We start from the raw sequence: 26,949 nt of genomic DNA, 5'->3' as shown, positions 1-26,949 counted from the left end.
AGAGACGCAATATTTTGCGTCTCCCCGTTGCTGATGTTGTTTGATATGCGCGGTGCTGGTCGTTCAACGACGAGACGCAAAATATTGCGTCTCTACATCGTTCTGGCCCTTATAACAACGTCACCGCCTCGGTAGCCCGGAGCTGCTGCACCAGCGCGGCGCAGGCTTTTTCGGGTCGGGAGTGGCGCATGAAGGTTTCACCCATCAGGAAGCCGCGGTAGCCTACGGCGCGCAAGGCTTCGATATCGGCGGCGGTGGTTAGGCCGCTTTCTGTCACCTTCACGTACTCATCAGGAATGCGCTGGGCTAGCTCACCGGAGGTATCGAGGCTCACGGAGAAGTCGTGGAGGTTGCGGTTGTTCACACCCACTAGGCTCACGGCGTCGGGGTGCAGGGTTTTGTCGAGTTCCTCGTCATTGTGGATTTCGAGCAGCACTTCCAGGCCCAGGCTTTTGGCCAGGCGGCCCAAGCGCAGCACTTCCTCGCCGCTGAGCACGGCCGCAATCAGCAGCACGGCATCAGCCCCGAGGCTTTTGGCTTCGATAATCTGGTACTCATCCACCACGAAATCCTTGCGCAGGATGGGGCAGAAATTGAAGCGCCGGGCCGTAGTCAGGTCCTCGTTCTTGCCCCCGAAAAACTCCGTATCCGTCAGCACCGACAGCGCCGAGGCGCCGGCCTGCATGTAGCCCAGCGTGGTGCGCTCCACCGGCGCGTGGGCGTTAATCACGCCTTTGCTGGGTGATTTGCGCTTGAACTCGGCAATGATGCCGCTCAAATCGTCGCGCAGCAGGTAGCGGCGCAAACTCAGGGGCTGGGCCGGCATGTAGAAGCTTTGCTCCAGCAGCTTCACCGGCACTAGGCTCTGGCGGGTGGCAACTTCCTGACGCTTGTGGGCAATGATGGTATCGAGAATGGTCATTTTTTTGAGCTGTTAGCTACTAGCTGTTGGCTGATAGCTGTTTCGAAAATCGTGTGTCATCCTGAGCATTCCGCGAATCAAGCGGCGACGAAGGACCTTGTGCCATTCGCACGAAGCGTAACAACAACAGTCGTTCTAGTTTGATAAGGTCCTTCGCTCCGCTCAGGATGACAGGACCTGTTTATTGGGGTCAGATGGCTGCCACCAGCTCCCGCAGCGCCTGGCGGGCGCGGCCGGAATCCAGCGACTCGCGGGCGGCGGCCAAGCTGTCAGCGAAGCTGAAGGCCGGTTCCAGGCAGCCGATGGCCAGGGCCGCGTTGGCCGTTACCACGTCGCGCTGGGCGCGGGTGGCGCGACCTTCCAGCACATCCACAAAGATGGCGGCCGACTCGGCGGCGGTGCGGCCACCGGCCAGCTCCTCGGGTTGGTTCAGGGTCAGGCCCAGGTCGGCGGCCGATACCACCCGCTCGCCCTCGGGCGTGGCCAGCTTGGCGGCGGCCGTCAGCGAGAGTTCATCGTAGCCATCCAGGGCGTGCACCACAGCGTAGCGGGTGTCGGTTTGCTGGAGCAGGTAGTGGTAGAGGCGCAGCAGCTCCAGGCTGAAGGTGCCAGCCACCTGAAACTTCGGCCGCGCGGGGTTCACCAGCGGGCCCAAAATGTTGAAGAACGTGCGCACGCCCAGCTCCCGGCGCACCGGCCCGGCATGGCGCATGGCCGGGTGGAAGGCCGGCGCGTGCAAAAAGCAGATGCCGGCCCGCTCCAGCTGCCGCTGCAGCACGTCGTTGCCCACCCCAAACTCCACGCCCAGCTGCTGCAGCACATCCGACGACCCACACACCGACGACACGCCGATGTTGCCGTGCTTGGTGACCTTGTAGCCGGCCCCGGCCACTACAAAACAAGCCAGCGTGCTGATGTTGAGCGTGTCCTTGCCGTCGCCGCCGGTGCCCACAATGTCCACCGTGTCGCGGGTGCCCAGCTCCGGGTCACGGCTGAGGCTCAGCAGGGCCTCGCGGAAGCCCGCCAGCTCCGGCACCGAAATGGGCCGCATCCGGTACACGCTCATGAAGGCCGCCATTTCCGCCGCGTTGGCCTCGCCCTGCCCAATGCGCAGCATGGCTTCCAGCGCCTCGGGGTGAGTCAGCAGCTGCTGGTCGAATAGTTTATTGAGAATCTGTTTCACAATTGAATCGCAGAGTATGCGGATTAAAAGAATTTCGCTGATGGATGTTCTTCTGTCATCCTGAGCGGAGCGAAGGACCTTATCACGTTAGCACGAAGCGTAACCACGATGGTCGTTCTGGTATGATAGGGTCCTTCGCTCCGCTCAGGATGACAGATGGAGCGATATGGCAGCCTAACTTAGCCAGTTGCGCAACATCTGGTGGCCGTGCTCAGTGAGGATGGACTCGGGGTGGAACTGCACGCCGCGCACATCATACTCCCGGTGGCGGAAGGCCAGTACCTGGCCGGCGTCGTCGAGGGCAGTGACTTCCAGCTCGGCGGGCACGCTCTCGGGGCGCACGCTCCAGCTGTGGTAGCGACCCACTTTAAAGGTATCGGGCAAGCCCTCAAACAGCTTATCGGCGGTGGTGAGGTGGGCGTCAGTGGCTAGGCCGTGCAGCACCTGGGGCAGGTTGTACAGCTCCCCGCCGAAGCTCTCGGCCAGGCCCTGGTGGCCCAGACACACGCCCAGAATCCGCTTGGAACTTGCGTAGCGACGGATGATTTCGGGCATCAGGCCCGCTTCCGAGGGCACGCCGGGGCCGGGCGACAGCAGCACCGCGTCGTAGGCGGCCACGTCGTCCACGGCCAGCTTGTCGTTGCGAATCACGGTGACGTTGCTGGTATGCCCCAGCTCCCGCAGCACCTGCACGAGGTTGTAGGTGAAGGAGTCGTAGTTGTCGAGAACGAGAATGTTCATTGGATTCGGCCGGTTGGCCTGATGGTCCCAGGGCTGAAGCCCTGGGCTAGTGAGTGACTTCTATAAGGAGTAGCCCAGGGCTTCAGCCCTGGGGCGGCTGCCGCCGATGCTACACCTGCTCCGCGGCCTGCAGTGCTTTGCGCAGGGCGGCCAGCTTGTGATGCACTTCGTTGAGTTCGGAGTTGATGTCGGAGGCGGCCACCACGCCGGCCCCAGCCTGGAAGTAAAGCTGGCCGGCGGTGCTCAGGAAGGAGCGGATCATAATGGCGTGGTTGAAGTCGCCGTTGAAGCCCAGGTGGCCGATGGCGCCGCCGTAGTAGCCGCGGGCGGTCGGTTCCAGGCCATCAATGAGCTGCATGGCGCGGTGCTTGGGGGCCCCCGAGAGCGTGCCGGCCGGGAAGGTATCGGCCACCACCTGCAGGGAGTTGGTGCCGGCGGCCAGGGTGGCATTCACCTCGCTTACTAAGTGAATCACGTGCGAGTAGAACTGGATTTCGCGGAATGTTTTCACCCGCACGTTGTCGCCGTGGCGGGCCAAGTCGTTGCGCGCCAGGTCCACCAGCATCACGTGCTCGGCGTTTTCCTTGGGGTCGTCGGCCAGCTTCTGGGCCAGAGCGGCGTCCTCGGCGTCGTGGCCGGTGCGGCGGAAGGTGCCCGCAATCGGGAACAGGCTGGCCTCGCGGCCCTGAATGCGCACCTGCGCCTCCGGCGACGACCCGAAAATCTTGAAGGAGCCGTAATCGAAGTAGAACAGGTAAGGCGAGGGGTTGATGGAGCGCAGCGCCCGGTACACGTTGAACTCGTCGCCCGAAAAGCCCTGCTGAAACCGGCGCGACAACACAATCTGAAATACGTCGCCCCGCAGGCAGTGCTGCTGGCCCTGGGCCAGCACCTTGAGGAACTCCTCATCGGTCTGGTTGGTCTGCTCCTCCCCTTCCGTCCGGAACTTGAAATCGGGCAGCGAGGGGTTGCGGATCAGGTTCACCAGCTTCGTCAGCCCGTCCTCGTCCACCTCCTGCCCCTGCAACGTGTGCTCGAACACGTACAGCTCGTTGCGGAAGTGGTTGATGGCAATGACGTAGCGGTAGGTACCGTACAGGATGTCCGGAATCTGGCCGGCGGGCTGCTTGTCGGGGTTGAGCGTGAGGTCTTCAAATGCCTGCACCGCCTCGTAGCCCAGGTACCCGAATAGCCCGCCCGTGATGAAGTCGTGGCCGGTATCCTCGGTCTGGAAGCTGGCTGCAAAGGCCTGCAGGCGGGCCAGAGCTGCGCGGGGCGAGTCGAGCAGCTCGGTTTCGGTGGTATCGTCGGGCAGCATGAGGGTCAGCTCCCGGCCGCGCAGCTCAAAGCGGGCCAGCGGGTCGAAGGCCAGGTAGCTGAACGCATTCTGCTGGCCGTGGTAGTCGGAGCTTTCCAGCAGCAGGCAGTTGTCGTACCGGTCGCGCAGGCGCAGATAGAGGCTCACGGGCGTTACGGTGTCGGCCAGAACGCGCAGGTGGCGGGTGGTGAGCTGGTAGGTTTGCATGAGCGGGCTGGTTGTGGTGGTAAAGAAGGAGTAGCCAGCGCCGGGCAATAAAAAAAGCCCGGCGGGCGGCCGGGCTTTCTGTAGAGTCGTTGCGAAGAAAAGGAGTCGATTCTAACGCACGCACAGGCTGTCCCGTCCGGAATTTCCGTAGGGCCACCACCAGGCTTGCTGCGTCGTCGAAAAAATCATGGTTCAGAGAGTAATCAGAGGCTTGAACGCCACAAAGGTACTTGAGGTTCGTTAGCGCGCAAGCAAAATATTGGGCAGGCCATTGAAATCTTTCTGCCAGCAGCGGCCAACTGCCCCCAACCTGTTAACACGTTGCCAGCCGTTTGGGCCGGGTGCAAGGCAAAGCCGCGCCTACTCCTTCACGAGAGTCTGCGTGCCCGATTTATGGCCGCCCGACACGCGCAGGAAGTACGTGCCGCGGGCCAGGCCGCTCACGTTCACCGAGTCGCCGGAGCGCACTTTGTCTTTCAGCACCACCCGGCCGGTGGCGTCGAGCACCTCCAGCCGCGCTTCCCGCACATCCGTGGGCAGCTCCACGCGCAGCTGGTTTTTGGCGGGTATCGGGTAGGCGCTGAAGGCCAGATGATTGGCGTTGCCTTTCGTGCTGAGCGGCGCTGCCGGCGCGTTCAGCCACTGGTACGCCGCCGAAAACTCGCGCTTCCAGAACCACTCGGCGTGCTGGCCGTCGGCTTTGGGGTTGAAGCTGAGGTTGGCGGCCGGCACGCCGCCGCGGGCCAGCGAATCGCGCATGGCCTGCATCAGCGGCACCATCGTCTGGCTTTCCTGGGTGCCGCTCACGAAGTAGAACCGGGTGGCCGGATTGGCCGGGTGCTGGCGCAGGTACTGAAACAACGGAGCCTGCGCAAACCAGAAGGCCGGCGAAAACACGCCCACCTTGCTGTACACCTGCGGATACTTCAGGGCCGCATACGTGGAAATCAGCCCGCCCATGCTGCTGCCCGCAATGCCCGTGTACTCGCGACCCGTGAGGGTGCGGTAGTTCTGGTCGATGTAGGGCTTGAGCGTCTGAGCCATGAAATCCACGTACTGGTCGCCCTGGCCGCCGCCGTACTGCGGATTGTTCCACGGCGACATTTCGTTGAGCCGGTCGGCGCCGCCGTTGTCCACGGCTACCACAATGGAGCCGGTGGCGTCGAGGCCCTGCTGCTGCAGCTGGCTCAGGGTTTCATCCACGCCCCACTCGCCCGAGAAGCTGGTGCAGGCGTCGAACACGTTCTGGCCGTCGTGCATATACAGAACCGGGTAGCGCTTGGCAGTTGCCATAGTGTAGTCGTTGGGCAGATACACCCACACGCGGCGCGTGCGGCCCAACTGCGGCATCTGGAACGAGGTGCTGATAACCCGCACGTTCGGCTGCAGGGCCGTGCTCTGGCAACTGCCGCCCCCGCTGCCCTGGTCTTTCCAGGCGGCCACCTGCAGCTCCACGGTAGCCGGGCCGCTGCCAATGGTGTAGCGTCGGTTGCCGATGTCGTTGAACTGGGCGTCGGCCTCCACCGTGGCCCAGGAGCCGCGCGTGAACTTGAACTCGACGGTACCCGTGACGGTAGCCGGCAGCGTCAGCTGGTAGGTGCCGTCGGGGTTGCGGGTAAAGGTATGGGCCGCACTACTTGGGCTCCAGTTATTGACGGTACCGGCCAGGTACAGCGTGGCCCCGGCGGGCGTAGCGGCCGGCACGCTGGTCAGGCGCAGGGTAGTCTGGGCCTGGGCTCCTCCGTAGAGGCACAGCAAGGCAGCCAGGAAAGCATGTTTCATATAGGTAAACGGCAATGAGTGTTAGCTCACCAGGCAAGCCCGACGAAGAAAAGACAATAATACGACTTCGCGGTTTTGACCAGCCGGATACCCCGCCTGCAGGCGGCCGGGCACATTTATTACCTGTATTTTTCCGGGAAACAGCCAACAGATTTCTTCGGCCAAAGCCGGGAGTTGACGAGTGCCTGCCATACCTATACTCGAAGATGGAACCCGTCGAACCGGCCAGCCTGAGCATAGAGATCCACCTCAAGAGCACTCTAGGATATATACAAAAATCCAATCAGGTCGACACAAAAATACAGATGGCCAGATTGATTCTTTATTGACTTACATAACCGGCAACTCAAACGGCCAATCGGACCATCTTAGCACATCATTTTGACAGATCCCCTGTTTATGGAACCCCATTCACCGCAAAACTACCCTATCATCCGAAGACACCCCCACGTACGGTAGGCCAATAACCTAATAGCTACTAGTATACCACCAGCCAATGGCAAGCATGGGCCAATAAATACAAAGTCAATACAGCACCACAACATAGCAACCAGGCGTTAGCTACGTCGCCCGATTATTATAGCGTTGCGGTGGGCCTGGGCTGCCAAATCAGCACTTTAGCATGTGCTTACTCACCTCGTATCAGGCACAGGATGCACATCTGGCCTTAACAGTCTTTTTGTCGCTTGGTTTGTCGCCAATCACTTTCAACCATAGTCCAATTATCATTATACCTCTTTGCTTTGCCCGGCACGTTGTAAATGTGGGATTTCCGCCTTTAACTTGCGAAGTTTTTTAACAGTAATGAGGCGGCTAATCCTCTCCGAAAGTGCATCGGAAGGCAGTACTTACTCACTGCACACCCAGCACGGCAGATGTTGCGGCCACCTTGTCAATTCCCACTCCGGAGGCATCCGGAAAAACCCATTTCAACCCCTAATACTTTTCCCATGAAACAACCCTACCTGGCGAAACTCTTGTTTCTGCTACTGTTCGTCTGTGCCGGGTTTACTGGTGCTTTCGCGCAGACTGGTTCCGTGAGTGGCCGTGTCGTAGATGAAAAGAGCGCCGGCCTGCCTGGCGTGACGGTTATCATTGAGGGCACCACGCTCGGCAACTCCACCAACTCGGATGGTACCTACTCCATTCAGAACGTACCAGCTGGCCCCCGCACGCTGGTTATTTCGTTTGTAGGCTACACCACCGGCCGCATTCCGGTTACCGTGACTGCCGGCCAGAACACGGCAGTACCGAGCACCACGCTCAACGAAAACACCACCCTGCTCAACGAAGCTGTGGTAGTAGGCTACGGCACCGTGCGTAAGCAGGACGTGACGGGCTCCGTGACGTCGGTTAGCTCCCGCGACTTCGTGAAAGGCCAGGTTAACTCGCCTGAGCAGCTCATCAACGGCAAGGTGGCCGGCGTGCAGATTTCGACCAGCGGCGGTGCTCCCGGCGCTGCCAGCGTTATCCGCATCCGTGGCGGCTCCTCGCTGAACGCCTCCAACGACCCCCTCATCGTAATCGATGGTGTGCCGATCGACAACTCCGAGCTGCGTGGTTCCTCGAACGCTCTGAGCCTGATCAACCCCAACGACATCGAGACCTTCACGGTCCTGAAAGATGCTTCGGCTACCGCCATTTATGGTTCGCGCGCTTCCAACGGTGTAATCCTGATTACCACCAAGAAGGGCATCTCCGGCGAGAAAGTCGGCGTAAATGTTAGCTCGCTGTTCTCGCTCTCCACCTCGCCCCGCCGCGTAGAAGTACTGAATGGCGACGAGTTCCGCGCCCTGATCAACCGCGTTGGCACCGAAGACCAGAAGTCGCGCCTCGGCTCGGCCAACACCGACTGGCAGGATGTGATTCTGCGCGACGCTTACACGCAGGACTACAACGCTGCCGTAACGGGCAGCCTGGGCACCGTACCACTGCGGGTTTCGCTGGGCCACCTCAATGCAGATGGTATCATCAAAACCAACAACCTGAAGCGTAACACGCTGTCGGTAGGCGTAAACCCAGTACTGCTGGGCGGCAACCTGAAAGTTGATGCCAACGTGAAGGGCTCGTGGATTGATAACCGCTTTGTAGAAGACGGTATCATCGGCAGCGCCGTATCGTTCGACCCCACCCAGCCTGTGACCCTGAATGGCTCGCCTTTCGGCGGCTTCAACGAGTACTACACCCAGGACCCCACCACCGGCGCTATCACGCTGGTGGGCCTCGCACCTACCAACCCGCTGGCTCGCCTCTCGCAGCGCCGCGACCGTAGCACCGTGAAGCGTGCCATCGGCAACATTCAGCTGGACTACAAACTGTTCTTCCTGCCCGACCTGCGCGCCAACCTGAACCTGGGCTACGACCTGACCCGCAGCAACGGCACCACGTTCGTACCCGCCGGTATCGCCGCCTCCGAGTTCAACCGGGGTGGTGTAGGCAACTTCTACTCGCAGGAGCGCGACAACAAGCTGCTCGAGTTCTACCTGAACTATTCCAAAGACCTCGGCAACGCCGGTCGTCTGGAACTGCTCGGTGGCTACTCCTACCAGGACTTCCTGCGCGAGTCGCCGGCTGTGCCCGATCTGCGCGCCGATGGCACTCCCGCCAGCCCCAACATTGTGCTGCCTGTTCGCTCGCAGAACACGCTCATCTCGTTCTACGGCCGTCTGAACTACAACTTCAAAGACCGTTACCTGTTCACCGCTACCCTGCGTAACGATAACTCGTCGCGCTTTGCCAAAGACTTCCGTGCAGGTTACTTCCCGGCTGCTGCTGTGGCTTGGCGTGTGAAAGGCGAGAACTTCCTGGCCAACTCTACCTTCCTGTCGGAGCTGAAGTTCCGCGCCGGTTACGGTATCACCGGTCAGCAGGAAGTATTCGGCAACGACTACCCTTCGCTGGCGTTCTACAACCCCGGTGAAAACACGGTGCAGTATCCGGTGGGTGGTGTGTTCGTGAACACGCTCCGTCCGGTTGCTTACGACCGTTCCATTAAGTGGGAAGAAACCACTACATACAACGCCGGCCTCGACTACGGCTTTGTGGATGGCCGCCTGACTGGTACCGTTGACGTGTACCTGCGCAAAACCAAAGACCTGCTCAACGAAACCGACGCTTCGGCTGGCACCAACCTTTCCAACCGCTTCCTGACCAACGTAGGCTCGCTGGAAAACCGTGGTCTGGAACTGGGCCTGATTGGAGTAGTTGCTCAGACGACCGACTTCAACTGGAGCTTGAACGCCAACGCTACCTTCAACCGCAACAAAATCACGGACGTACCGAACCCAACCGGCCTGCGCGTGAGCGGCATCGACGGTGGTACCGGCAACCGGATTTCGATCAACACGGTAGGCTTCCCAGTGAACACCTACTATGTGTATCAGCAGAAGTACGCCAACGACAAGCCGATTGTACCAACCAACGCCAACGGTGGCCTGAATGCGTTTGTTGACCAGAACAACGACGGTCAGATCAACGAGCAGGACCTGGTGCGCTACAAGTCGCCGAACCCGAAAGCCATCTTGGGCCTGGGTTCCAACGCCACGTTCAAGCGCGCCACCCTGGCGTTCACCATGCGTGCTTACCTGGGCAACTACGCCTACAACAACATCGAATCCAGCCGCGGCAACCTCAACGCGTTCCTGCCGACCAACCCCTTCCTGCGTAACACCACGCCTGGCTACCTCGAAACCGGCTTCACCGGCGAAGGCACCAGCTACCTGCTGTCCGACTACTTCATCCAGGACGCTTCGTTCCTGCGAATGGACAACATTTCCCTCGGCTACGATTTAGGCGAAACGTCGAACATTCGCGTGACGGCTGCTGTTCAGAATGCGTTCATCGTCACCAAGTTTGACACGGCCGATCCGGAGAAATTCGACGGCGGTTCTCCTGGTGTCATCAACAATGTGTACCCACGTCCGCGCACGTTCACGCTGGGTGTCAACGTCAACTTTTAACCTGCCTGTAGCATGAAAAGATTTTCTCCCCGCGGCTTGTCAGCGCTGACGTTGGCCGCTATGCTTACCCTGGGTTCTACGTCCTGCATGAAGGACTTGGACCGGGAGCCTTTCTACGGCCTCGATACGGAAACCGTGTATGCCAACCCTGCTGCTCAGCGGCAGGTATTGGCCAAGATCTACGGCGGTCTGGTCATCACGGGCCAGAAGACTACCGGTGATGCTGATACCAAAGGCGACGACGAAGGGGCTACCTCCTACTCGCGTCTGTTGTTCAAGTTGCAGGAGCTTACCACCGACGAGGCCGCTATTGCCTGGACGGACGGCGCAATCCAGAACCTGAACGACAACACCTGGACCTCGAACAACAACTATGTGCTCGGGATGTACAACCGCATCTATTTCCAGATTGCACTCGCCAACGAGTTCATCCGGGAAATGAGCGACGACAAGCTCAGCGGCCGCGGCATCACCGGCAACGACCTGACCAACGCTAAACTTTACCGCAACGAAGCCCGCTTCCTGCGTGCCCTCGGCTACTACCACGCCCTCGATATGTTCGGCAACGTGCCGTTCGTAACGGAGGCCGATGCTCCCGGTAAGTTTCAGCCCCGTCAGATTTCGCGCGCCGACTTGTTCGCGTATGTGGAGTCTGAACTGAAGGCCATCGAACCAGATCTGCTGCCCCGCGCTCAGGCTGAGTACGGCCGCGCCAGCCAGGCGGCTGCACAAACGCTGCTGGCTCACCTCTACCTGAATGCTCAGGTATACACGGGTACGGCTCGCAATGCTGATGTCATCACGTATTGCAACAAAGTAATTGGTTCGGGCTACTCGCTGGCCGGCCGCTACAGCGACCTGTTCGGCGCTGATAACGACCGGGTAGCCAACTCGGAAATCATCTTCCCAATCGTCTGCGACGGTCTGCGTACGCGCAGCTATGGCGGCACCACCTTCTTGGTGCATGCTTCATCGGGTGGCTCGCTGCAGCCAGCTACGCTGGGTGTCAACTCGGGTTGGGGTGGCTTGCGCGCCCGCAAAAACCTGCCGCTGGCCTTTGGCCTGACCACGGCTGCTCAGGCAGCAGCTCCGGCCGACAAGCGTGCCATGTTCTTCACCACCCGCCAGAACCTGGAGATGGCCAGCCTCACCACTTTCCGCGAAGGCTGGGCCGTGACTAAGTGGACCAACAAAACCTCCACCGGTGCTGATGGCTCCGACGCCACCAAAGAGTTTGTTGACACCGACATCCCACTGTTCCGTCTGGCCGATGTGTACCTGATGTACGCCGAAGCCGTTCTGCGCGGCGGCGGCGGCAGCCAGGCTACGGCTCTCAGCTACGTAAACCAGCTGCGTCGTCGCGGCTATGGCTTCCCCATCACTACGGCTAACCCGACTTCGGACGTAGCCAGCATCGACCTGGACTTCATCCTGGCCGAGCGTATGCGGGAGCTGTACTGGGAGGCACACCGTCGTACCGACCTGATCCGTTTCGGCAAATACACCGGCACTGCCTACACCTGGCCCTTCAAAGGTGGTCCTCAGGCTGGTGGCGACGTAGCTTCTTTCCGCACGTTGTTCCCTATTCCAGTAGCCGACCTGACCGCAAACCCAACACTGCGTCAGAATCCAGGGTACTAACCTATCCGTTCTGAATCTAAAAAAGCCTTCCAACTGGAAGGCTTTTTTTATGCCTGTTTGTGAGCCGTTTGATATTCCTCAACAGTGAGACAGTTACAGGATATCAAATAACAAACAACTACGTGCTTGATAAGCATCTGATAAGCATCTGCATTACCCCACTGCCTAGGTCTTACTACCTGGTATTTACTTTTATGCCAAAGCAGTAGAGTAGCGCGAGCGTTGTAGGTCGCGCCCCCGCACCTTTCGGCCAGTTCTAGCGGCGCAGGGGCTCGAACTACAAAGTTCGAGCCCCTGCCAACAACTGCTGTGGCGAAACCAGCACTGGGCACAAACCTGCTATCGGGAGCGGAGCACTTGGCGCCCGGGCTCCTGCCCTGCTGCCACTGCCGGTTGCTCCGGAGACTTGGCTAACGCACAACTCACTGTGTCCAAGCTATATCCGGCAGAACTGAGACGAAATAGAGCGCACAAAAAAAGCCCGCTGCTTGGCAGCGGGCTTATGTAAGCTAGGTAAGCGGTAAGCTTAGAGCAGAACCACTTTGCGGGTAGCCGTCAGGTCGCCAACTTTCACGTTCACCATGTAGGTGCCGGCAGCTACGTCCTGCGTACTCAGGCTGATCGACTGGAAGCCGGCAGCTTGTACACCGCTTTTCAGCACACGTACGGTACGGCCGGTCAGGTCGGTCAGGGTTACGTTTACGTTTTGAGCGCGGTTCAGTACCTGATAGGTAACGGTTGCCTTGCTCGACGATGGGTTCGGGAACACGCTCATGGCTACGGCAGCCTCGGCAGCGTTGCGGTTGCTCAGTACTACCACGTTCAGGGTAGCAGCTTGCGTGCCGGTTTCCTGCGTGAAGTCAGGCGAGTTTTCCAGGTTAGCGGCGGCGTTACCAGCAATTTCAGGAATCACGTCCGACGACCAGTAGCCGGTGTTGCTTACGTAGCCAGCGAACAGGCGCACGATGCTGGCACCCGAAGGCAAGCCCAGAGCAGTACGGTCCAGCTCGATTTCCCAGCCATACGAACCAGCGCCGCCACCGTTGGCGTTGCCGGGGTTGGTGGTGATTTTGCCGTCCGAAGTACCGCGGTACGCCATACGCGAACCGTTGAACATGGCGAAGTTACCGGTAGCACCGGCGATGGTGATTGGAGCGCCGGTAGCCGTCATGGTCGTAGCCAGTACAGCAGCCGTGCCGGCCGTGTTGGAAGTGTAAACGGCGGCCTGAGGAATGAACGAAGTCAGCGACTCGCCTTTCAGAGCCAGAGCGGCGTCCACTTCCATGTCCATTTTGGTGCCCGTGATACCGGCACCTTCAAACATGGTGGTAGCCGTACCAGCTACCGGACCCGTTACGGCTGGCAGCGCCGTGCCGGACGTTACGCCCGTTTTGTTCGGGAAGTCCATGTAAATCTGCAGACCATTGCCGTTGGCTTCGGGCGTACCAGCCAGAGCAACATACAGTTTGCTGGCGGTGTTGGCACCGTACATACGCAGCAGACCCCAGTCGCCGAAACCAGCAGGGTGAGGTGTGGTGAAAGCACCCAGCGAAACGTAGCGACCCGAGTTAGCAGCACCGATTTCAGCGGTGTTCATTACGCCGTCAAGCGTGATTTGTGCCTGCGCGTTGAGAGCAGTGGCAGCCAGTGCTCCGGCAGCTGCGAGGGTAAAGATTTTTTTCATGAGATGGGGTTGAAAAAAAATGGGGAAAAGAGTGAGAATTAGAACGATGGAGAAACCCTTATCGGCTGTTTCCGTGATGCAGTAAAAATACCAAATGCACGGGTAAAAAAAAGATTTAGCGGCACTTTTCTGTTAAAAAAACGCTAAAAAATATAGGTTTCGAAAAGCGAAATTTCGCTTGCTCCGAACACCTGTTTTTAGGGTACTGCAACGGCTTTACGTCGGGCCGGGAAGTGTGGTTCTGAAAACGCATAATTTCTGCGACCGGAGCCGTACATTCGTATCTGTTGTGGCACGGTAAAACGTGCGTCAGCCAGCATTTTTTTTCAGTTCTGTTTCTCTTTTTAGCCTATGATTCTCATTGCCGATGGCGGCTCTACCAAGAGCAGCTGGTGCCAGCTCGACGAAGCCGGCAACCGGGTACACTTCAACACCGAAGGATACAACCCCGACTTTATCGACACGGCCGGCGTAATTGCCTCGCTGAATAAGAACCTACCCGAAACCCTTCACCGCGAAGAAGTTACGGAAGTTTTTTATTATGGAGCCGGTGTTTCTTCGGCGAAGAAGGCTGAAGTGCTGGCCCAGGCCATGCGCCAGGTGTTTCCGCAGGCCAAAGTCACCGTCGACCACGACCTGCTGGCTTCGGCGCGCGCGCTGCTCGGCCACAAGCCGGGGTTCGCGGCCATCCTCGGCACGGGCACCAACTCCTGCCTCTACGATGGTACCCGCATCACGCACAATGTCGACTCGCTCGGCTATTTTCTGGGTGACGAAGGCTCGGGTTCGTTCATTGGCAAGCGGCTGCTGCGCGACTACCTGCGCGGCCTGCTGCCCGACGGCCTGCAGGAGATTTTTCAGGAGGAGTTCAAGCTCACCCGCGAAGACATTCTGGACCGGCTCTACAACCAGCCGCTGCCCAACCGGTTTCTGGCCAGCTTCGCCAAGTTCACCTACGACCACAACAACATCAGCTACTGCCGCGAGATTGTGCTGCAGGGTTTCGAAACCTTCTTCGAAAACATCGTCCGGCACTACCCCAACTACCAGGACTACACCTTCAACTGCATCGGCTCGGTGGGCTACAACTTCCGCGATGCACTGGTGCAGGTAGCCAAAAGCCACGACATGGAAGTGGGCAAGATCATCCGCTCCCCCATCGACGACCTCGTGACTTTCCACGAAGGCAAAGCGTAGGCCACGGCCGCAACCCATTATCCGGAAACAAAAAATCCCCGCTGGCAGCTGCCAGCGGGGATTTTTTGTACGTTGATACTAGCTGTTCCGATGCTTAGTGCTGCACCAGCAACCGAATGGTTTGCTGCTGCTCGCCAGCCTGCAGGCGCACGAGATACACCCCGTTGGCGAGGCCACTTACGGGCAGCTGCAGCTCGTGCGGGCCGCTGCTCTGGCGGGCCAGCACTACCGGCTTCTGCGCGCTGGCACCCAGCAGGTTAGTAACCGTAACGGTAACGGGCGCCGCCGAAGTGAGCGTGTACTGCACCGTGGCGGTGGTAGCCACCGGGTTAGGAGCAGCAGTCAGGCGCAGGTCGGCGGTGGTGAGGCGGCTTGGCTTGTTGCTCAGGACTACGGCTGCCGGCAGCTTCACGCGGCGCGAGGTGTACACGCCGTATTCGCCGGGGCCGAGCGGCAGGCGCTTGTCGACGTTGGTTACCGTGATACTGTCGCCGCGCAGGTAGTTGTACCACTTGCCAGTGTTCGGGAACGAGGGCGTGATGCTGTCGGCCTGTACCCCGAAGTTGCCCAGCACCACTACGTTCATGCTCGGGTCGGTGATGCGGATGGTTTTCAGGTTCACGCGGCCCGAGATAGTGAAGGTGCGCGACTCGAAGGCGGGCTCGTTCACACGCAGGGCGTTGAGGGCGGCATATACGTTGTAGAGGCGACGGCGGGCCGGCTCGGTCTGGTAGTTCCAGCGAATCGGCTTCTGGCCGGTGCGGCCGTTGAAGTTGATGCCGACATCATAGCCCAGCTCGCCAAACTGCCAGATCATCTTCGGGCCGGGGATGGTGAGGAAGAAAGCGGCGGCGGCTTCGGCGCGGGCCAGAGCCACAGGCAACTCGCGCACGTTGTGCGCCGGATTGGTAGTGTTGCCCGACGTAAGCGCTTCCACAATCTGGCGCTCTTCGTCGTGGCTTTCCATGTAGCTCACTAGGTTGGGCTGCTGGAACTGGCGGTTCTGGTAGCTGGTGCCCACCAGGTTGGAGCTGGCCCCGTTGCCTTTGATGGCTTCGGCGTACGCCCCGTGCATGTTGCCCCACAGCATCATGCCAGCATCGGCCAGCACGCGTTCCTCCGAGTTGTCGGCGAAGTGCTCCAGGATAGTGTAGTGCGTCGGGTCGATGGACGTCATGTAGCTGTAGTAGTCCTGCCAGATGTTGATGCGGGACTGGTCGTACGCACCCCAGGCCCCCACATCGTTGCCGGAGTTGCGCTGGGTGAAGCCTTTGCTCAGGTCGAAGCGGTAGCCGTCGATGCGGTACTCCTGCAGCCAGAAGCCCATCACCTGCTTGGAGAAATACTTGGTGAATGGCGACTCGTGGTTGAAGTCGTAACACACGTTGAAGGGGTGCGTGGCTGTGCGGTTGAACCAGGGCGAATCGGCCGAGGGGTTGCCGCCATCGAAGTACATCTGCACCATGGGGCTCTGGCCGCAGCTGTGGTTGAGCACCATATCCAGCACTACGGCAAAACCGCGGCGGTGGGCTTCGTCGATGAAGGCCTTAAGCGCATCCTTGGTGCCGTAGTATTTGTCGGGAGCAAAGTAGAACGAGGGATTGTAGCCCCACGAGTCGTTACCTTCAAACTCGTTCACCGGCATCAGCTCGATGCAGTTTACGCCCAGGCGTTTGAGGTAGGTCAGGGTGTCCTTCAGCGTCGCGTAGTCGTGGCGGGCGATGAAGTCGCGCAAGTGCAGCTCATACACCACTAGGTCGGTGCGCTTGGGGCGCTGGAAGTTGTTTACCTGCCACTGATACGGCGTCTGGTTGCTTTGCAGCACCGACACGATGCCAGTAGTTTGGCCCGTTGGGTAAGCCTTCAGGCTCGGGTAGGTCACGGCCGGAATGAACCGGTCGTTGCTGGGGTCCAGCACTTTTTCGGCGTAGGGGTCAGCCACGCGCAGGATGCCGTTTACTTCATACTGATAGGCGTACTCCTGGCCGGGGGTCAGGTTGTCGATCTGCACCCACCAGCGGGCGTTGGCCGCGTCGGTTTCGGGCGTCTTCTTCATGAAACCAGCCGTGGTCTGCTGCCAGTTGTTGAACTCACCGAGCACATACACGAAGCTCTTGCCGGGCGCCGTGAGGCTCAGAATGGCCGACGTGCCGCCGTTGATGTAAGTGATGCCGTCTTTCTTGGCGCCGGCGGGCAGGGCTGCCACCGTTACCTGCGGGCTTACTACCACCAGCACCGAGTCGGAGGCCGTAAGGCTACCGTTGGTCGCCGTGAAGCGGACCACGTTGCGGCCTACCTGGCTGACAGTGATGTTGGTGCTGAGCGAAGTGCCCGTCTGCTGGGCCACCTGCACGCCATTGAGGCGGAAAGTGAGCTGGGCGCTGGCTGAGGCGATGCCTGTTACGGGCACCTGCGTGCCAGCCGGCACGAACTGCGCCGTGGTGGGCGACGTGATGCGCGCGTCGAGGGCACTCTGCGAGATATTCACCAGAATGTCGCCGCCATCGCCGCGGCCCACCACCGAGCCATCGGCGTTCTTGAAGATCATGGCCAGCTTCAGCATCTGCTCGGTGGCAGGCACGCCGTAGAAAGTGCGCGGGGTGAAGCTGATGGTGTAGAGGTTGGGGTTGGTGGTGCTGCGCGTCATCTGCGCCGCCGGATCCGCCTGCCCGAACGAAGGGCTCTTTACGTACTTCCAGTCGGTGTTGCTGGTGCTGCGGTTGGTGATGACACCGGTCCAGATATACACGGGGCCGGTAAAGCCGGCTAATGCTCCATTGCCTTTGGTAGCATCGAAGGTGAGCGTGATGGGTGTGGTATCCTGAAAGAATACGGGCTCGGTGACAACCACCTGGGCCCGCAAAACCGGCATTCCGGCCAGCATTGCCACAAGACTGAGCAACAGTCGAAGTGTTTTCATGAACAAAGAACTTGGGAATTTTTAGATTACTCGACGCGGACAACTAATGCCACATTGACTGAATACATAGCAGTTCTTCTACTTTTCAGTGCAAGGTGGCATTAAAGATAGTGTGCAGGTGAGCACTCACACAAACTGTAAACGCCTTTTCTCGTAGCTTTAAGCCCTTTTTAACCTCCCGCTGCCGTGCTCCTACCTACCTCGTTCTGCGCTGTGCTGCCGGCAGCTGCCCGCCGCCAACTCCGCAGGTGGGCAGCCGCCGCGCTGCTGGCCCTGCCGCTGGGAGCTACGGCGCAGGAAGCACCACTAATAGCTACTCCCCCACTCGCCGCAGAGCCGCCGCTGGCCCCACCCGACAGCAGCCGCCTGAGCCGCCGTCTGCCGGTGCTGGCTGGCGGGCTGGCCGTCACATACACGGGCCTGCTCTACGGCCTGAGCAAGGGCTGGTACACCGGCGAGCGAAGCTCGTTTCACTGGTTCAACGACCTGCCTGAGTGGAAGCAGATGGACAAGGCGGGCCACTTTTGGGGCGCCTTCCATGAAAGCCGCGGCGCGGTGGATATGCTGCGCTGGGCTGGGGTGCCCGAGCGCCGCGCCCTCTGGTACGGCGGCTTCGTGGGATTTCTGCTGCAAAGCCCCATTGAGCTGCTCGACGGCCGAGACCCGGCCTACGGCGCCTCCGCCACCGACCTGGCGGCCAACTTCCTGGGCTCGGCCGGCCTGATCGGACAGCAGCTGGCCTGGGGCGAGGTACGCCTGATGCCTAAGTACTCGTTTCATACCACGTCCTACGCTGCCCGCCGGCCCAACGTATTGGGCCGCAGCCTGGCCGAGCAGCACCTGAAGGACTACAATGGCCAAACCTACTGGCTGTGCGCCGATGTGGGCGCCTGGCTGCCGGCCTCCTCGCGCTGGCCCCGCTGGCTGCAGCCGGCCGTGGGCTACGGCGCCCAGCAGATGGTCTTCAACGACCCGGACGCCAACGCCGCCGCGGGCCTGAACGCCTACCGCCAATACTACCTGTCGTTTGACATTGACCTGCGCCACATCCCAACCCGCAGCAAGCTGCTGCGCCGGGTGTTCTACGTGGCCAGCATCTTCCACCTGCCGGCCCCGGCCCTGGAGTGGAACCAGCGCCGCGGCTTCGTGATGCGCGGCCTTTATTACTAAACCGAATCGCTGATTTTCGCTGATTGAGGTGATTCCGCTGGTTTTTTTGACTTTGGGGCTTGACGGCTGGCTGTAGTTGCAGGCAACGGTGGGCGGCAGCCAGCTGTTGTATTGAGTATGTTGAGGTGCCGCAAGCAGGCATTGCAGGCAGCTGGCAGTAGAAGCCGGCTGGCAAAACCGGGGGCTTGTGCAGTTTCCGTGTCCGATTGGCGACCTTTGTCGTATTCATTGCCGGATGAGGCTGCAGAAATATCAGCGAAATCACCTCAATCAGCGAAAATCAGCGATTTATGAACATTGGAGATAGAGTGCGCCTGCTCACAGGCCGCGAGCAAGGCATCGTCACCCGCATCCTCAGCGACGAGCTGGTGGAAGTAGCCATCGACAACGACTTCACGATTCCGGTACTGCGCCGCGAGGTAGTGGTAGTGGCTGCCGATGAGGACAAGGCATTCGGCCGCCAGGGCCCGCCGCCCGTGACGCCCCACCGGGCCAAAGCGGGCAAGCACAAGCCCGCCAAACCGGCCCCGGTTTCGGCTGCTGCTTCGGCAACCACTCCCGCAGCCGGCAGCGCCCCTGCCCAAGCCGAGCAGCCGGCACCGCCCAAAGCCACCGTGCCCCAGCCGGCCGCCAAAGGCCTGTACCTGGCCCTCAGCCACCAGTCGCCGGAGCTGCTGTCGGTGCACGTCATCAACAACACCGACCGGGAGGTGCTCTACACTTACGGCGAGGAAAACAAGGGCCGCTACCGCGCCCTGCGCGCCGACAAGCTCGGCGCCAAGGCTGTGAGCGGCGCCCTCGGCCACCTGCACCTAAAGGACTTCGACCAGTGGCCGGCGGCCGTGGTGCAGCTGCTGCCGCACCAGATCAACTCCGATACGGCCTACGAGCTGCTCACCAAGCGCACTCAGTTTAAGGCCACCAGCTTCTACAGCAGCCGCCGCGAAGCGCCGGTGCTGGGCCGGGAAGCCTACCTGTTTCAGCTGGACGAGAAGCCGGCCGCGCCCGTAGCCCCTGAGAAGCTGGCCGAAACCCTGCAGGCCCAGCTCAGCGGCAACGCTCCCGCCAAGCCCGCCGCCGTAGCGCCCGCCCCGGAACCAGCCAAGGCCATCAAAGCCCCGCCGCACGAGGTGGACCTGCACCTGGAAGCCCTGCGCCCCGAGGGCGGCGAGGACCTCAGCAACACGGCTATCCTGAAGCTGCAGCTGGAGGTGTTCGAGGACACGCTGAGCCGGGCGCTGGCCACTAACATGCACGAAATCGTGTTCATCCACGGCTCGGGCAGCGGCACGCTCCGCAAGGAAATTCACAAGCTGCTCAGCCGCAACAAGGACATCAAGTTCTTCGAGGACTCGAAAAAGGAGAAGTTTGGCTACGGCGCTACACTGGTGCGGCTGAAGTAATGGGACCTTACCTCCTAGCCCCCTCTCCAGAAGAGAGGGGGAACTAGCTTTTAATTTTTTAGAGCAAGCAAACCGTTGAAATAGCAAAGCCCGCCAGATGATCTGGCGGGCTTTGCTATTTTTAGAGATCTAGCAGCTAGAGCCCCTCTCTTTTGGAGAGGGGTTGGGGTGAGGTCCGGGTGCTACATTTACCGCATGAAACTCCCGCTTCTTCTAGTTACCTCCCTCCTGCCGTTCTCCCTGGCTGCCCAGCAATTGTCCGTTCCCGTCAATCTGCAGGCCACCTACGCCAAAGGTACCCGCTCCGAAACCGGCGCGCCCGGCCCGAAATACTGGCAGAACTCCGCCGAGTACGACATCAACGTCAGCTTTGACCCGGCTACGCGGCGCGTGGCGGGCACTGTGGACATTGCCTACCAGAACGCCAGCCCCGACTCGTTGCGGCAGCTGCTGTTCAAGCTCTACCCCAACCTCTACCAGCAGGGCGCGCCCCGCGCCGGCCGCATTGCGCCTGAGGATGTGAGTGAGGGCGTGAAAATCGAGGCGCTGAGCTTCGACGGGCAGGCGCAGGACGTGAGCAAGCTGCGCGTGCAGGCCACCAACATGCCGGTGCGGCTGCCCAAGGCGCTGGGGCCGGGCCGGGCCGTGAAGGTGCGCGTGGCGTATTCGTACGTGCTCAACAAAGGCTCGCACATGCGCACCGGCGAGGTGGAGCCCAACTCGGCTTTCGTGGCCTACTTCTTCCCGCGGGTGGCCGTCTACGATGATATCGACGGCTGGAACCAGTTCGAATACAACGGCTCACAGGAGTTCTACAACGACTTCTGCACGTTCCGGGCGGCCATTACGGTGCCGCGCAACTTTGTGGTGTGGGCCACCGGCGACCTGCTCAACCCCGACCAAACACTCACCAAAAAATACGCCCAGCGCCTGCGCGACGCCGAGCGCAAAGACGCCCTCACCACCATCATCAGCGAGGCCGACCTCAAACGCCAGGATATCACCCAGCCCAACGCCCAGAACACCTGGCGCTTTGAGGCCAAGGACGTTGTCGACTTCGTGTTTGCCACCACCGACCACTACGTGTGGCAGGCCAGCAGCCTCGTGGTAGACCCGGCCACCCAGCGCCGCACCCGCGTCGATGCCGTGTACAACCCCAGACACAAGGATTTTGAGGAAGTGGCGCAGTTCAACCGCAAAACCGTTGAGGCCATGAGCTACACGTTTCCGAAGTGGCCTTTCCCCTACGCCCACGAAACCGTGTTCGACGGCCTCGACCAGATGGAGTACCCGATGATGGTGAACGACAACCCCGTCGAAACCCGCGACGACGCCATCACCCTCACCGACCACGAGGTGTTTCACACCATGTTTCCGTTCTACATGGGCACCAACGAAACCAAGTACGGCTGGATGGACGAGGGCTGGGCCACCATCGGCGAGTGGCTGATTTCGCCGCTTATTCAGCCGGGCTTCGTGGATGAGTACGGCATCGAGCCCTACGCCAAGGGTTCGGCGCAGGAATTCGACGTGCCCATCACCACACTCAGCACCCAGCAGACCGGCACGGCGTTCTTCCTCAACTCCTACCCCAAGCCCGCGCTGGGCTACCTCTACGTGAAGGATTTACTCGGCGACGAGCTGTTCACGAAGGCCCTGCACACCTACATTCGCAACTGGCACGGCAAGCACCCCATGCCCTACGACTTTTTCAACTCCATGAACACGGGCGCAGGCCAGAACCTGAACTGGTTCTGGCAGCGCTGGTTTTTCGACGGCGGCTACCCCGACCTGGCCATTACTAGCGTTACGAAAACCGCCACCGGCCACGACATCGTGGTACAAGCCAAAGGCACCAAGCCCGTCCCAGTAGATCTGACGGTGACCTACACCGACGGCAAAACTGAGAAGCTGCACCGCACCGTAGCCGCCTGGCAAGCCGGCAACACCAGCGTCACTGTGCCCGTGGCTACCACCAAAGCCGTGAAGCGCGTGGAGCTAGGCAGCACCTACGTGCCGGACAAGAACAAGGCGGATAATGTGTGGGAGGGGAAGTAATATGGAATCTGCCAGTGAACAGCATCTAGGCTGAACAACGCTGCACTGCTTTATTGGTAAGGCGGTTACATTCAGCAAGCGTTATCACTCACGTATTCTGTAGCTATGGCCAACTTCCATCTTTCTTTCGTAGCGGGCACTATTTTGCTGTTTGCATCAGCGGCTCACGCACAAACGCAGCAACCGCAGGCCACCCAGCAGGCCGATACCATTCAGCAGCCGAAGCCGAAATCTGGTACGGTTATCAAATTATACTGTGGCCCCAACCGCCTGTTGCCTCACCAGCAGCCTCTTTATGTAGTTAATGGCAAACCCTTAAAAGGAGAAAAGTCACTTCAGAGTATCAATCCCAATGATATAGAGAAGATTGACATCCTGAAGGACAAGAAGGCCGTGGAACGCTTCGGCCCAGCGGCCATAAATGGCGCCGTGCTCATCACTACCAAGACAGGCAAGCGGTAAACACGCTTCTCACAGATCATGAAACGCTACCTCTCCACTTGCCACGACTTGTAGGTACCAACCTACAAGTCAGATGAAACAACCTAAAAAACGCTGGGCCTGGACGGCACGCCAGCGCGGCCGAATCCAGTTCTACACCAAAGGAACTTACTACAGCCTTCGTCCTGGAAAGTGGCTGCTGCGCCATTTATGGAGCCGACACCGGATGCAGACGTCTGTAGCCTTGTACCAGATTCAGCAGGGCCGGGAAGAGGCAGACGTGCAGCTTCCGTTTCACCACAAGCATTCCGGCAAGTGGCTGTGTGACTAAAAAAGGGTGCCCGTTTGGGCGCCCTTTTTTAGTCTTAACTCTATGTTGCAAGCAGCCGCTCTGGCAAGCTGCAGTAGGTAGGTACAGGAACTGCTATGACGATGACAATTCGAGAGCTTGTAATGTCATATAAATGCCCATTGAATCCGTTACGCCTCTCCATTGGCACCGAAATCAGACCACTTCTTCCAAAGCAAATTGACGCTTACTTGGAAAAAACAGTTTCCGCCATCATTTACTACCACCAAACTCTTCTCCCAATTTGTAGGTGCGTTCGAGCAAAAAGCGTTAACCCACACGGCCTTTTCTCCTTTGGCATTGAGCGCAGGAATTAGCTGAAGCCGATACCGTCTGAGGTCGACTGCCGAGTGCTTGTGCCCAAGATGCGCTTGCTCTGTATTGTACTTGTCCACCGCTCCCTGAACCAGTCTGTACACTTCGTCAATATCCTCCGCAGTAAGCTGAGTCGAAGCCGCGCCTTTCAGCATATAGTCGGGCTTTTCGCTAAAGGGAAGAATTACATATTCTCTTTTCTGCCCTTTCGGCTCCAAAAGGGCAGGTGTCTTCACCTCGTTGGCATTTATTTGGCCTATCGTTGAGTCAGATACAATTTCCTTAGGCTTGTTCTCTTGGCAGCTCAACAGCAATAGGGCAGTAAGCAAGCACAGCACATTTCTTTTCATTAGAGAATTAAGATTCAAGCAAATACAAAAAATAACGGCTAGCTTCCGAAGAGACTAGCCGTTACCAAGTTATCCAAAATCTCTAATCCCTACCCTTTCGCCGTGAGCGTGATGTAGGGAATGATGCATTCCTCTAGCGAGATGCCGCCGTGCTGGAACGTATCCTTGTAGTAGTTCACGTAGTAGTTGTAGTTGTTGGGGTAGGCGAAGAAGTAGTCGCCGACGGTGAAGACGTAGGCGGTGCTCACGTTTTCGCGGGGCAGGAAGATGCGCTCCGGCTTGCGCACGGTGTACACGTCCTTGGTGTCGTCGAAGCCCAGGTTTTTGCCGTGCTTGTAGCGCAGGTTGGTGTTGGTGTTCCGGTCGCCCACAATCTTGTAGGGGCGCTTCACCCGGATGGTGCCGTGGTCCGTCGTGATGATGAGCTTGCCCTTGCGCTCGGCAATCTGCTGCAGCATCTCATAGAGCGGCGAGTGCAGAAACCACGACTTAGTGATGCTGCGGTACGCCGATTCGTCGGCGGCCAGCTCCCGGATCATGGCCATGTCGGTGCGGGCGTGCGAGAGCATGTCCACGAAGTTGTAGACGATGGCGTTCAGCTTGTAGTTGTTGTGCAGGTTGGCCATTTTGCCCAGCAGGTCTTTGCCGGCCTGCAGGTTGGTCACCTTGTGGTAGCTGAACTTGTGCTTCTGGTTGGCCTTCTGGAACATGATTTCCATGAACTCGGCCTCATGCATGTTCTTGCCCTCGTCGTCGTCGTCCCACACCCACAGGTTGGGGTATTTCTTCTGAATTTCGCCGGGCATCATGCCCGAGAAGATGGCGTTGCGCGCATACGCCGTGGTGGTGGGCAGAATGCTGTAGTAGGTTTCCTCCGAATCAACGGTGAACATCTCAGCAATGATGGGCTCCAGCACCTTCCACTGGTCGTAGCGCAGGTTGTCGATGAGCAGGAAGTACACGGGCGTGTCGCCGGTTTCCTTGAGCAGCGGAAACACGCGCTTCGCAAACAGCTCGTGCGACATGAGCGGGGCGTCCTTGTCGTCGCCGTTCACCCAGTCCTCGTAGTTCTCTGTGATGAAGCGGCCGAAGTAGGTGTTGGCCTCGTCCTTCTGCATGTTGAAGACTTCGGCCATGCTTTTGCCTTCCGTCTCGTTGATTTCCAGCTCCCAGTACACCAGCTTCTTGTACACGTCGGCCCACTCGGCGGGGCTGAGCCGGTCGCCGAGCTGCATGCCCAACTGGCGGAAGTCACGCTGGTAGCCGGAGTTGGTTTTCTCGCTCACGAGGCGCTTGTTGTCGAGCACCTTTTTCACGGCCAGCAGAATCTGGCTGGGGTTCACGGGCTTGATCAGGTAGTCGGCAATCTTGGAGCCGATGGCGTCCTCCATGATGTGCTCTTCCTCGCTCTTGGTAATCATGATGACAGGAAGCGTGGGCTTCACGGCCTTGATTTCGGTGAGGGTTTCGAGGCCCGACAGGCCCGGCATGTTCTCGTCGAGAAACACGATGTCGTAGTTCTGCTCCTGCACCTGCTCGATGGCGTCGGCGCCGGAGTTGACACCGGTTACGTCGTAGCCTTTTTCCTTGAGGAAGAGAATGTGCGGCTTGAGCAGATCGATTTCGTCGTCAGCCCAGAGGATGGAGTATTGTTGCATAGGGGGTCTTGGGGTGTACCACCCGGCAAAGGGCCGGGCGCGTCGTTACACGAGCTTCTGTGAGGACTTCCCGCGCTGGTTTTTGCTCCCATAGGAAGCAAAAAACCTGGCGTAGGTTGCAACTGAAGTTTCGTAAGTAGCTTTACTCCCAATCCCTGCTTTTTGGTTTTAAAAAAATTGCGCCCGGCAGATATTCTGCGGCTTTGGCGTCGTAAAGAAGCCGAAAATTGTTGAGTTAGGTTCCCGAGTGGCTGGCCGCCGACCCGCCGGCCGGCAGTAGCCCGCAGCCCGACAAACTGCCGTAGCAACCACCGTTCCACGATTCTCCGGGCTGGCCCGGTGCCTTTGCATGAACAAAAAGAAAATCTTCAACGACCCGGTTTACGGCTTCGTTACCATCCCTACCGAGCTACTTTTCGACCTGATCGAGCACTCCTATTTCCAGCGGCTGCGGCGCATCCAGCAGCTGGGCCTCACGATGTTTGTGTACCCGGGGGCGCTGCACACGCGCTTCCACCACGCGCTGGGCGCCATGCACCTGATGTCGCTGGCGCTGCGCACACTCAAGGACAAGGGCGTGGCCATCACGGCCCGCGAGGGCGAGGCCGCGCAGGCCGCCATTCTACTGCACGACATCGGCCACGGGCCATTGTCGCACGCGTTGGAGCGCAGCATTTTCCACGATGTGCACCACGAAGAAATCAGTTTGCACCTGATGCAGAAGCTGAATGCCGAGTTTGGCGGAGCGCTGGATCTGGCCATCGACATCTTCCAGGGCACCTATCACCGGCCGTTTTTTCACCAGCTCGTGAGCAGCCAGCTCGACATGGACCGGCTGGACTACCTCAACCGCGACTCGTTCTATACCGGCGTGCAGGAAGGCCGCCCCGGCGCCGACCGCCTCATCAAGATGCTGACTGTGGTGGACGAGCGGCTGGTGCTGGAGGAAAAGGCGGTGTACAGCATCGAGAACTTCCTGGTAAGCCGCCGCCTGATGTACTGGCAGGTGTACTTGCACAAAACCGTCACGTCGGCCGAGCAGATGGTGATTCGCATCATGCAGCGGGCCCGCGACCTAGTGCGCAGCGGCGTAGACGTGCCGGCCACCCCCAACCTACACTACTTCCTGTCGCGCAACGTCACGCAGGCCGAGTTCCAGGCCGACGACCAGATCCTGCGCCGCTTCACTCGTCTTGATGATACCGACGTGTGGAGCGCCGTGAAGCTCTGGGCCGACCACCCCGACAAGGTGCTCAACTTCCTAGCCCAAAGCCTACTCGACCGGCGGCTGTTCAAAATCACGCTCCAAACTGCGCCCTTCGAGGCCGAGTTCCAGCTGGGCATCGTGGAGTTGATTGCCGAGCGGTTCAACCTGCTGCCCGACGAGGCCGCCCAACTGATGATTGCGGGCCGCATCAGCAACAACGCCTACGACGCCGAAGGCCAGGACACCATCGACGTGCTCACCAAGCGCGGCCGGGTGGTGAACGTGGCCGAAGCCTCCGACCTGCCCAACATCAAAGCTCTGGGCCAGCGCGTGGAAAAGCACTACATCTGCTACCCCAAGGAGATTCTGTAAATCAGGGCTTAGGAATTGGGGCTTAGGGCTTAGGCTGTTCTGCTGCATACAAGCAGGTGCCTCAAGTCCCAG

Annotated in this window: 18 protein-coding genes; 9 read left to right on the top strand and 9 right to left on the bottom strand. The window is 59.5% G+C overall.

The genetic code is table 11. The annotated features are described in order from the left end of the window. Positions 1–109: 109 nt before the first annotated feature. From trpC to O9Z63_RS04875, 5 genes are all read right to left on the bottom strand, one after another. Complete coding sequence (trpC, locus tag O9Z63_RS04895) at positions 110–922, bottom strand: indole-3-glycerol phosphate synthase TrpC (RefSeq protein WP_270128207.1); 813 nt, start codon at positions 920–922, stop codon at positions 110–112. A gap of 190 nt (positions 923–1,112) precedes the next feature. Further along, the gene (gene trpD / locus O9Z63_RS04890) at positions 1,113–2,105 is read right to left on the bottom strand and encodes an anthranilate phosphoribosyltransferase (protein ID WP_168682895.1); all 993 of its coding nucleotides are present in this window, start codon (positions 2,103–2,105) and stop codon (positions 1,113–1,115) included. A gap of 174 nt (positions 2,106–2,279) precedes the next feature. Further along, positions 2,280–2,846, bottom strand: coding sequence for an anthranilate synthase component II (locus O9Z63_RS04885; protein ID WP_270128206.1), 567 nt, complete (start codon positions 2,844–2,846; stop codon positions 2,280–2,282). A 109-nt stretch (positions 2,847–2,955) separates the two neighbouring features. After that, positions 2,956–4,371: an anthranilate synthase component I family protein gene (locus O9Z63_RS04880; RefSeq protein ID WP_270128205.1), complete on the bottom strand. Its 1,416-nt coding sequence runs from the start codon at positions 4,369–4,371 to the stop codon at positions 2,956–2,958. 360 nt (positions 4,372–4,731) lie between these two features. Next, positions 4,732–6,153, bottom strand: a complete 1,422-nt coding sequence (locus O9Z63_RS04875) for an alpha/beta hydrolase-fold protein (protein WP_270128204.1) — start codon at positions 6,151–6,153, stop codon at positions 4,732–4,734. Positions 6,154–7,103: 950 nt separating this feature from the next. On the opposite strand from O9Z63_RS04875, the gene O9Z63_RS04870 reads away from it, so the two are divergent. Continuing rightward, positions 7,104–10,112 (top strand): SusC/RagA family TonB-linked outer membrane protein, encoded by a 3,009-nt coding sequence (locus O9Z63_RS04870; RefSeq protein ID WP_270128203.1) that lies wholly within the window; start codon positions 7,104–7,106, stop codon positions 10,110–10,112. Positions 10,113–10,124: 12 nt separating this feature from the next. Continuing rightward, positions 10,125–11,753 carry a RagB/SusD family nutrient uptake outer membrane protein gene (locus O9Z63_RS04865; RefSeq protein ID WP_270128202.1) on the top strand — a complete coding sequence of 543 codons (1,629 nt, stop codon included), beginning with the start codon at positions 10,125–10,127 and terminating at the stop codon, positions 11,751–11,753. 526 nt (positions 11,754–12,279) lie between these two features. On the opposite strand, the gene O9Z63_RS04860 is transcribed toward O9Z63_RS04865, so the two are convergent. Further along, positions 12,280–13,437, bottom strand: coding sequence for a T9SS type A sorting domain-containing protein (locus O9Z63_RS04860; protein ID WP_270128201.1), 1,158 nt, complete (start codon positions 13,435–13,437; stop codon positions 12,280–12,282). A 351-nt stretch (positions 13,438–13,788) separates the two neighbouring features. Here O9Z63_RS04860 and O9Z63_RS04855 point away from each other — a divergent pair, with 351 nt between their 5' ends. Then, a complete protein-coding gene (locus tag O9Z63_RS04855) occupies positions 13,789–14,634 on the top strand; it encodes an N-acetylglucosamine kinase (RefSeq protein ID WP_270128200.1) in 846 nt (281 codons plus the stop codon). A gap of 94 nt (positions 14,635–14,728) precedes the next feature. Here the strand turns inward: O9Z63_RS04855 and O9Z63_RS04850 are convergent, their stop codons facing one another. Continuing rightward, on the bottom strand, positions 14,729–17,554 hold the full coding sequence (locus tag O9Z63_RS04850) for a DUF4961 domain-containing protein (protein ID WP_270128198.1): 2,826 nt from the start codon (positions 17,552–17,554) through the stop codon (positions 14,729–14,731). A gap of 186 nt (positions 17,555–17,740) precedes the next feature. Here O9Z63_RS04850 and O9Z63_RS04845 point away from each other — a divergent pair, with 186 nt between their 5' ends. The 5 genes from O9Z63_RS04845 to O9Z63_RS04825 all read left to right on the top strand — a co-directional run bounded on the left by O9Z63_RS04845 (position 17,741) and on the right by O9Z63_RS04825 (position 22,957). Next, entirely contained in the window at positions 17,741–18,724 is a 984-nt protein-coding gene (locus O9Z63_RS04845) for a DUF2279 domain-containing protein (RefSeq protein WP_270128197.1), read from the top strand. A 290-nt stretch (positions 18,725–19,014) separates the two neighbouring features. Continuing rightward, complete coding sequence (locus tag O9Z63_RS04840) at positions 19,015–20,127, top strand: Smr/MutS family protein (RefSeq protein ID WP_270128196.1); 1,113 nt, start codon at positions 19,015–19,017, stop codon at positions 20,125–20,127. 195 nt (positions 20,128–20,322) lie between these two features. After that, positions 20,323–22,185, top strand: coding sequence for a M1 family metallopeptidase (locus O9Z63_RS04835; protein ID WP_270128194.1), 1,863 nt, complete (start codon positions 20,323–20,325; stop codon positions 22,183–22,185). Between the two features lie 105 nt (positions 22,186–22,290). Further along, positions 22,291–22,647: a TonB-dependent receptor plug domain-containing protein gene (locus O9Z63_RS04830; RefSeq protein ID WP_270128193.1), complete on the top strand. Its 357-nt coding sequence runs from the start codon at positions 22,291–22,293 to the stop codon at positions 22,645–22,647. A gap of 73 nt (positions 22,648–22,720) precedes the next feature. Then, positions 22,721–22,957, top strand: a complete 237-nt coding sequence (locus O9Z63_RS04825) for a hypothetical protein (protein ID WP_270128192.1) — start codon at positions 22,721–22,723, stop codon at positions 22,955–22,957. A 149-nt stretch (positions 22,958–23,106) separates the two neighbouring features. On the opposite strand, the gene O9Z63_RS04820 is transcribed toward O9Z63_RS04825, so the two are convergent. Both O9Z63_RS04820 and porX read right to left on the bottom strand, forming a co-directional pair. Beyond that, positions 23,107–23,658: a hypothetical protein gene (locus O9Z63_RS04820; protein WP_270128191.1), complete on the bottom strand. Its 552-nt coding sequence runs from the start codon at positions 23,656–23,658 to the stop codon at positions 23,107–23,109. A gap of 71 nt (positions 23,659–23,729) precedes the next feature. Further along, positions 23,730–25,298 carry a T9SS response regulator signal transducer PorX gene (porX, locus tag O9Z63_RS04815; RefSeq protein ID WP_270128190.1) on the bottom strand — a complete coding sequence of 523 codons (1,569 nt, stop codon included), beginning with the start codon at positions 25,296–25,298 and terminating at the stop codon, positions 23,730–23,732. Between the two features lie 349 nt (positions 25,299–25,647). Between porX and O9Z63_RS04810 the strand changes: the two genes are divergently transcribed. Beyond that, on the top strand, positions 25,648–26,877 hold the full coding sequence (locus O9Z63_RS04810; RefSeq protein ID WP_270128189.1) for an HD domain-containing protein: 1,230 nt from the start codon (positions 25,648–25,650) through the stop codon (positions 26,875–26,877). Positions 26,878–26,949 lie beyond the last annotated feature (72 nt).

Origin of the sequence: Hymenobacter yonginensis (assembly GCF_027625995.1) — a bacterium.
GTDB classification, from domain to species: domain Bacteria; phylum Bacteroidota; class Bacteroidia; order Cytophagales; family Hymenobacteraceae; genus Hymenobacter; species Hymenobacter yonginensis.
The sequence above is the reverse complement of the archived record's forward strand: the minus strand, read 5'-3'. Positions and strand labels throughout refer to the sequence as shown.

Excerpts from the sequence above, each read along its gene's own strand:
- O9Z63_RS04855 (WP_270128200.1), top strand. The coding sequence starts at position 13,789 with ATGATTCTCATTGCCGATGGCGGCTCTACCAAGAGCAGCTGGTGCCAG.
- O9Z63_RS04810 (WP_270128189.1), top strand. The coding sequence starts at position 25,648 with ATGAACAAAAAGAAAATCTTCAACGACCCGGTTTACGGCTTCGTTACC.
- O9Z63_RS04880 (WP_270128205.1), bottom strand. The coding sequence starts at position 4,371 with ATGCAAACCTACCAGCTCACCACCCGCCACCTGCGCGTTCTGGCCGAC.
- O9Z63_RS04830 (WP_270128193.1), top strand. The coding sequence starts at position 22,291 with ATGGCCAACTTCCATCTTTCTTTCGTAGCGGGCACTATTTTGCTGTTT.
- O9Z63_RS04850 (WP_270128198.1), bottom strand. The coding sequence starts at position 17,554 with ATGAAAACACTTCGACTGTTGCTCAGTCTTGTGGCAATGCTGGCCGGA.
- O9Z63_RS04840 (WP_270128196.1), top strand. The coding sequence starts at position 19,015 with ATGAACATTGGAGATAGAGTGCGCCTGCTCACAGGCCGCGAGCAAGGC.
- trpC (WP_270128207.1), bottom strand. The coding sequence starts at position 922 with ATGACCATTCTCGATACCATCATTGCCCACAAGCGTCAGGAAGTTGCC.
- O9Z63_RS04885 (WP_270128206.1), bottom strand. The coding sequence starts at position 2,846 with ATGAACATTCTCGTTCTCGACAACTACGACTCCTTCACCTACAACCTC.
- O9Z63_RS04860 (WP_270128201.1), bottom strand. The coding sequence starts at position 13,437 with ATGAAAAAAATCTTTACCCTCGCAGCTGCCGGAGCACTGGCTGCCACT.
- O9Z63_RS04870 (WP_270128203.1), top strand. The coding sequence starts at position 7,104 with ATGAAACAACCCTACCTGGCGAAACTCTTGTTTCTGCTACTGTTCGTC.
- O9Z63_RS04875 (WP_270128204.1), bottom strand. The coding sequence starts at position 6,153 with ATGAAACATGCTTTCCTGGCTGCCTTGCTGTGCCTCTACGGAGGAGCC.
- porX (WP_270128190.1), bottom strand. The coding sequence starts at position 25,298 with ATGCAACAATACTCCATCCTCTGGGCTGACGACGAAATCGATCTGCTC.
- O9Z63_RS04865 (WP_270128202.1), top strand. The coding sequence starts at position 10,125 with ATGAAAAGATTTTCTCCCCGCGGCTTGTCAGCGCTGACGTTGGCCGCT.
- O9Z63_RS04835 (WP_270128194.1), top strand. The coding sequence starts at position 20,323 with ATGAAACTCCCGCTTCTTCTAGTTACCTCCCTCCTGCCGTTCTCCCTG.
- O9Z63_RS04825 (WP_270128192.1), top strand. The coding sequence starts at position 22,721 with ATGAAACAACCTAAAAAACGCTGGGCCTGGACGGCACGCCAGCGCGGC.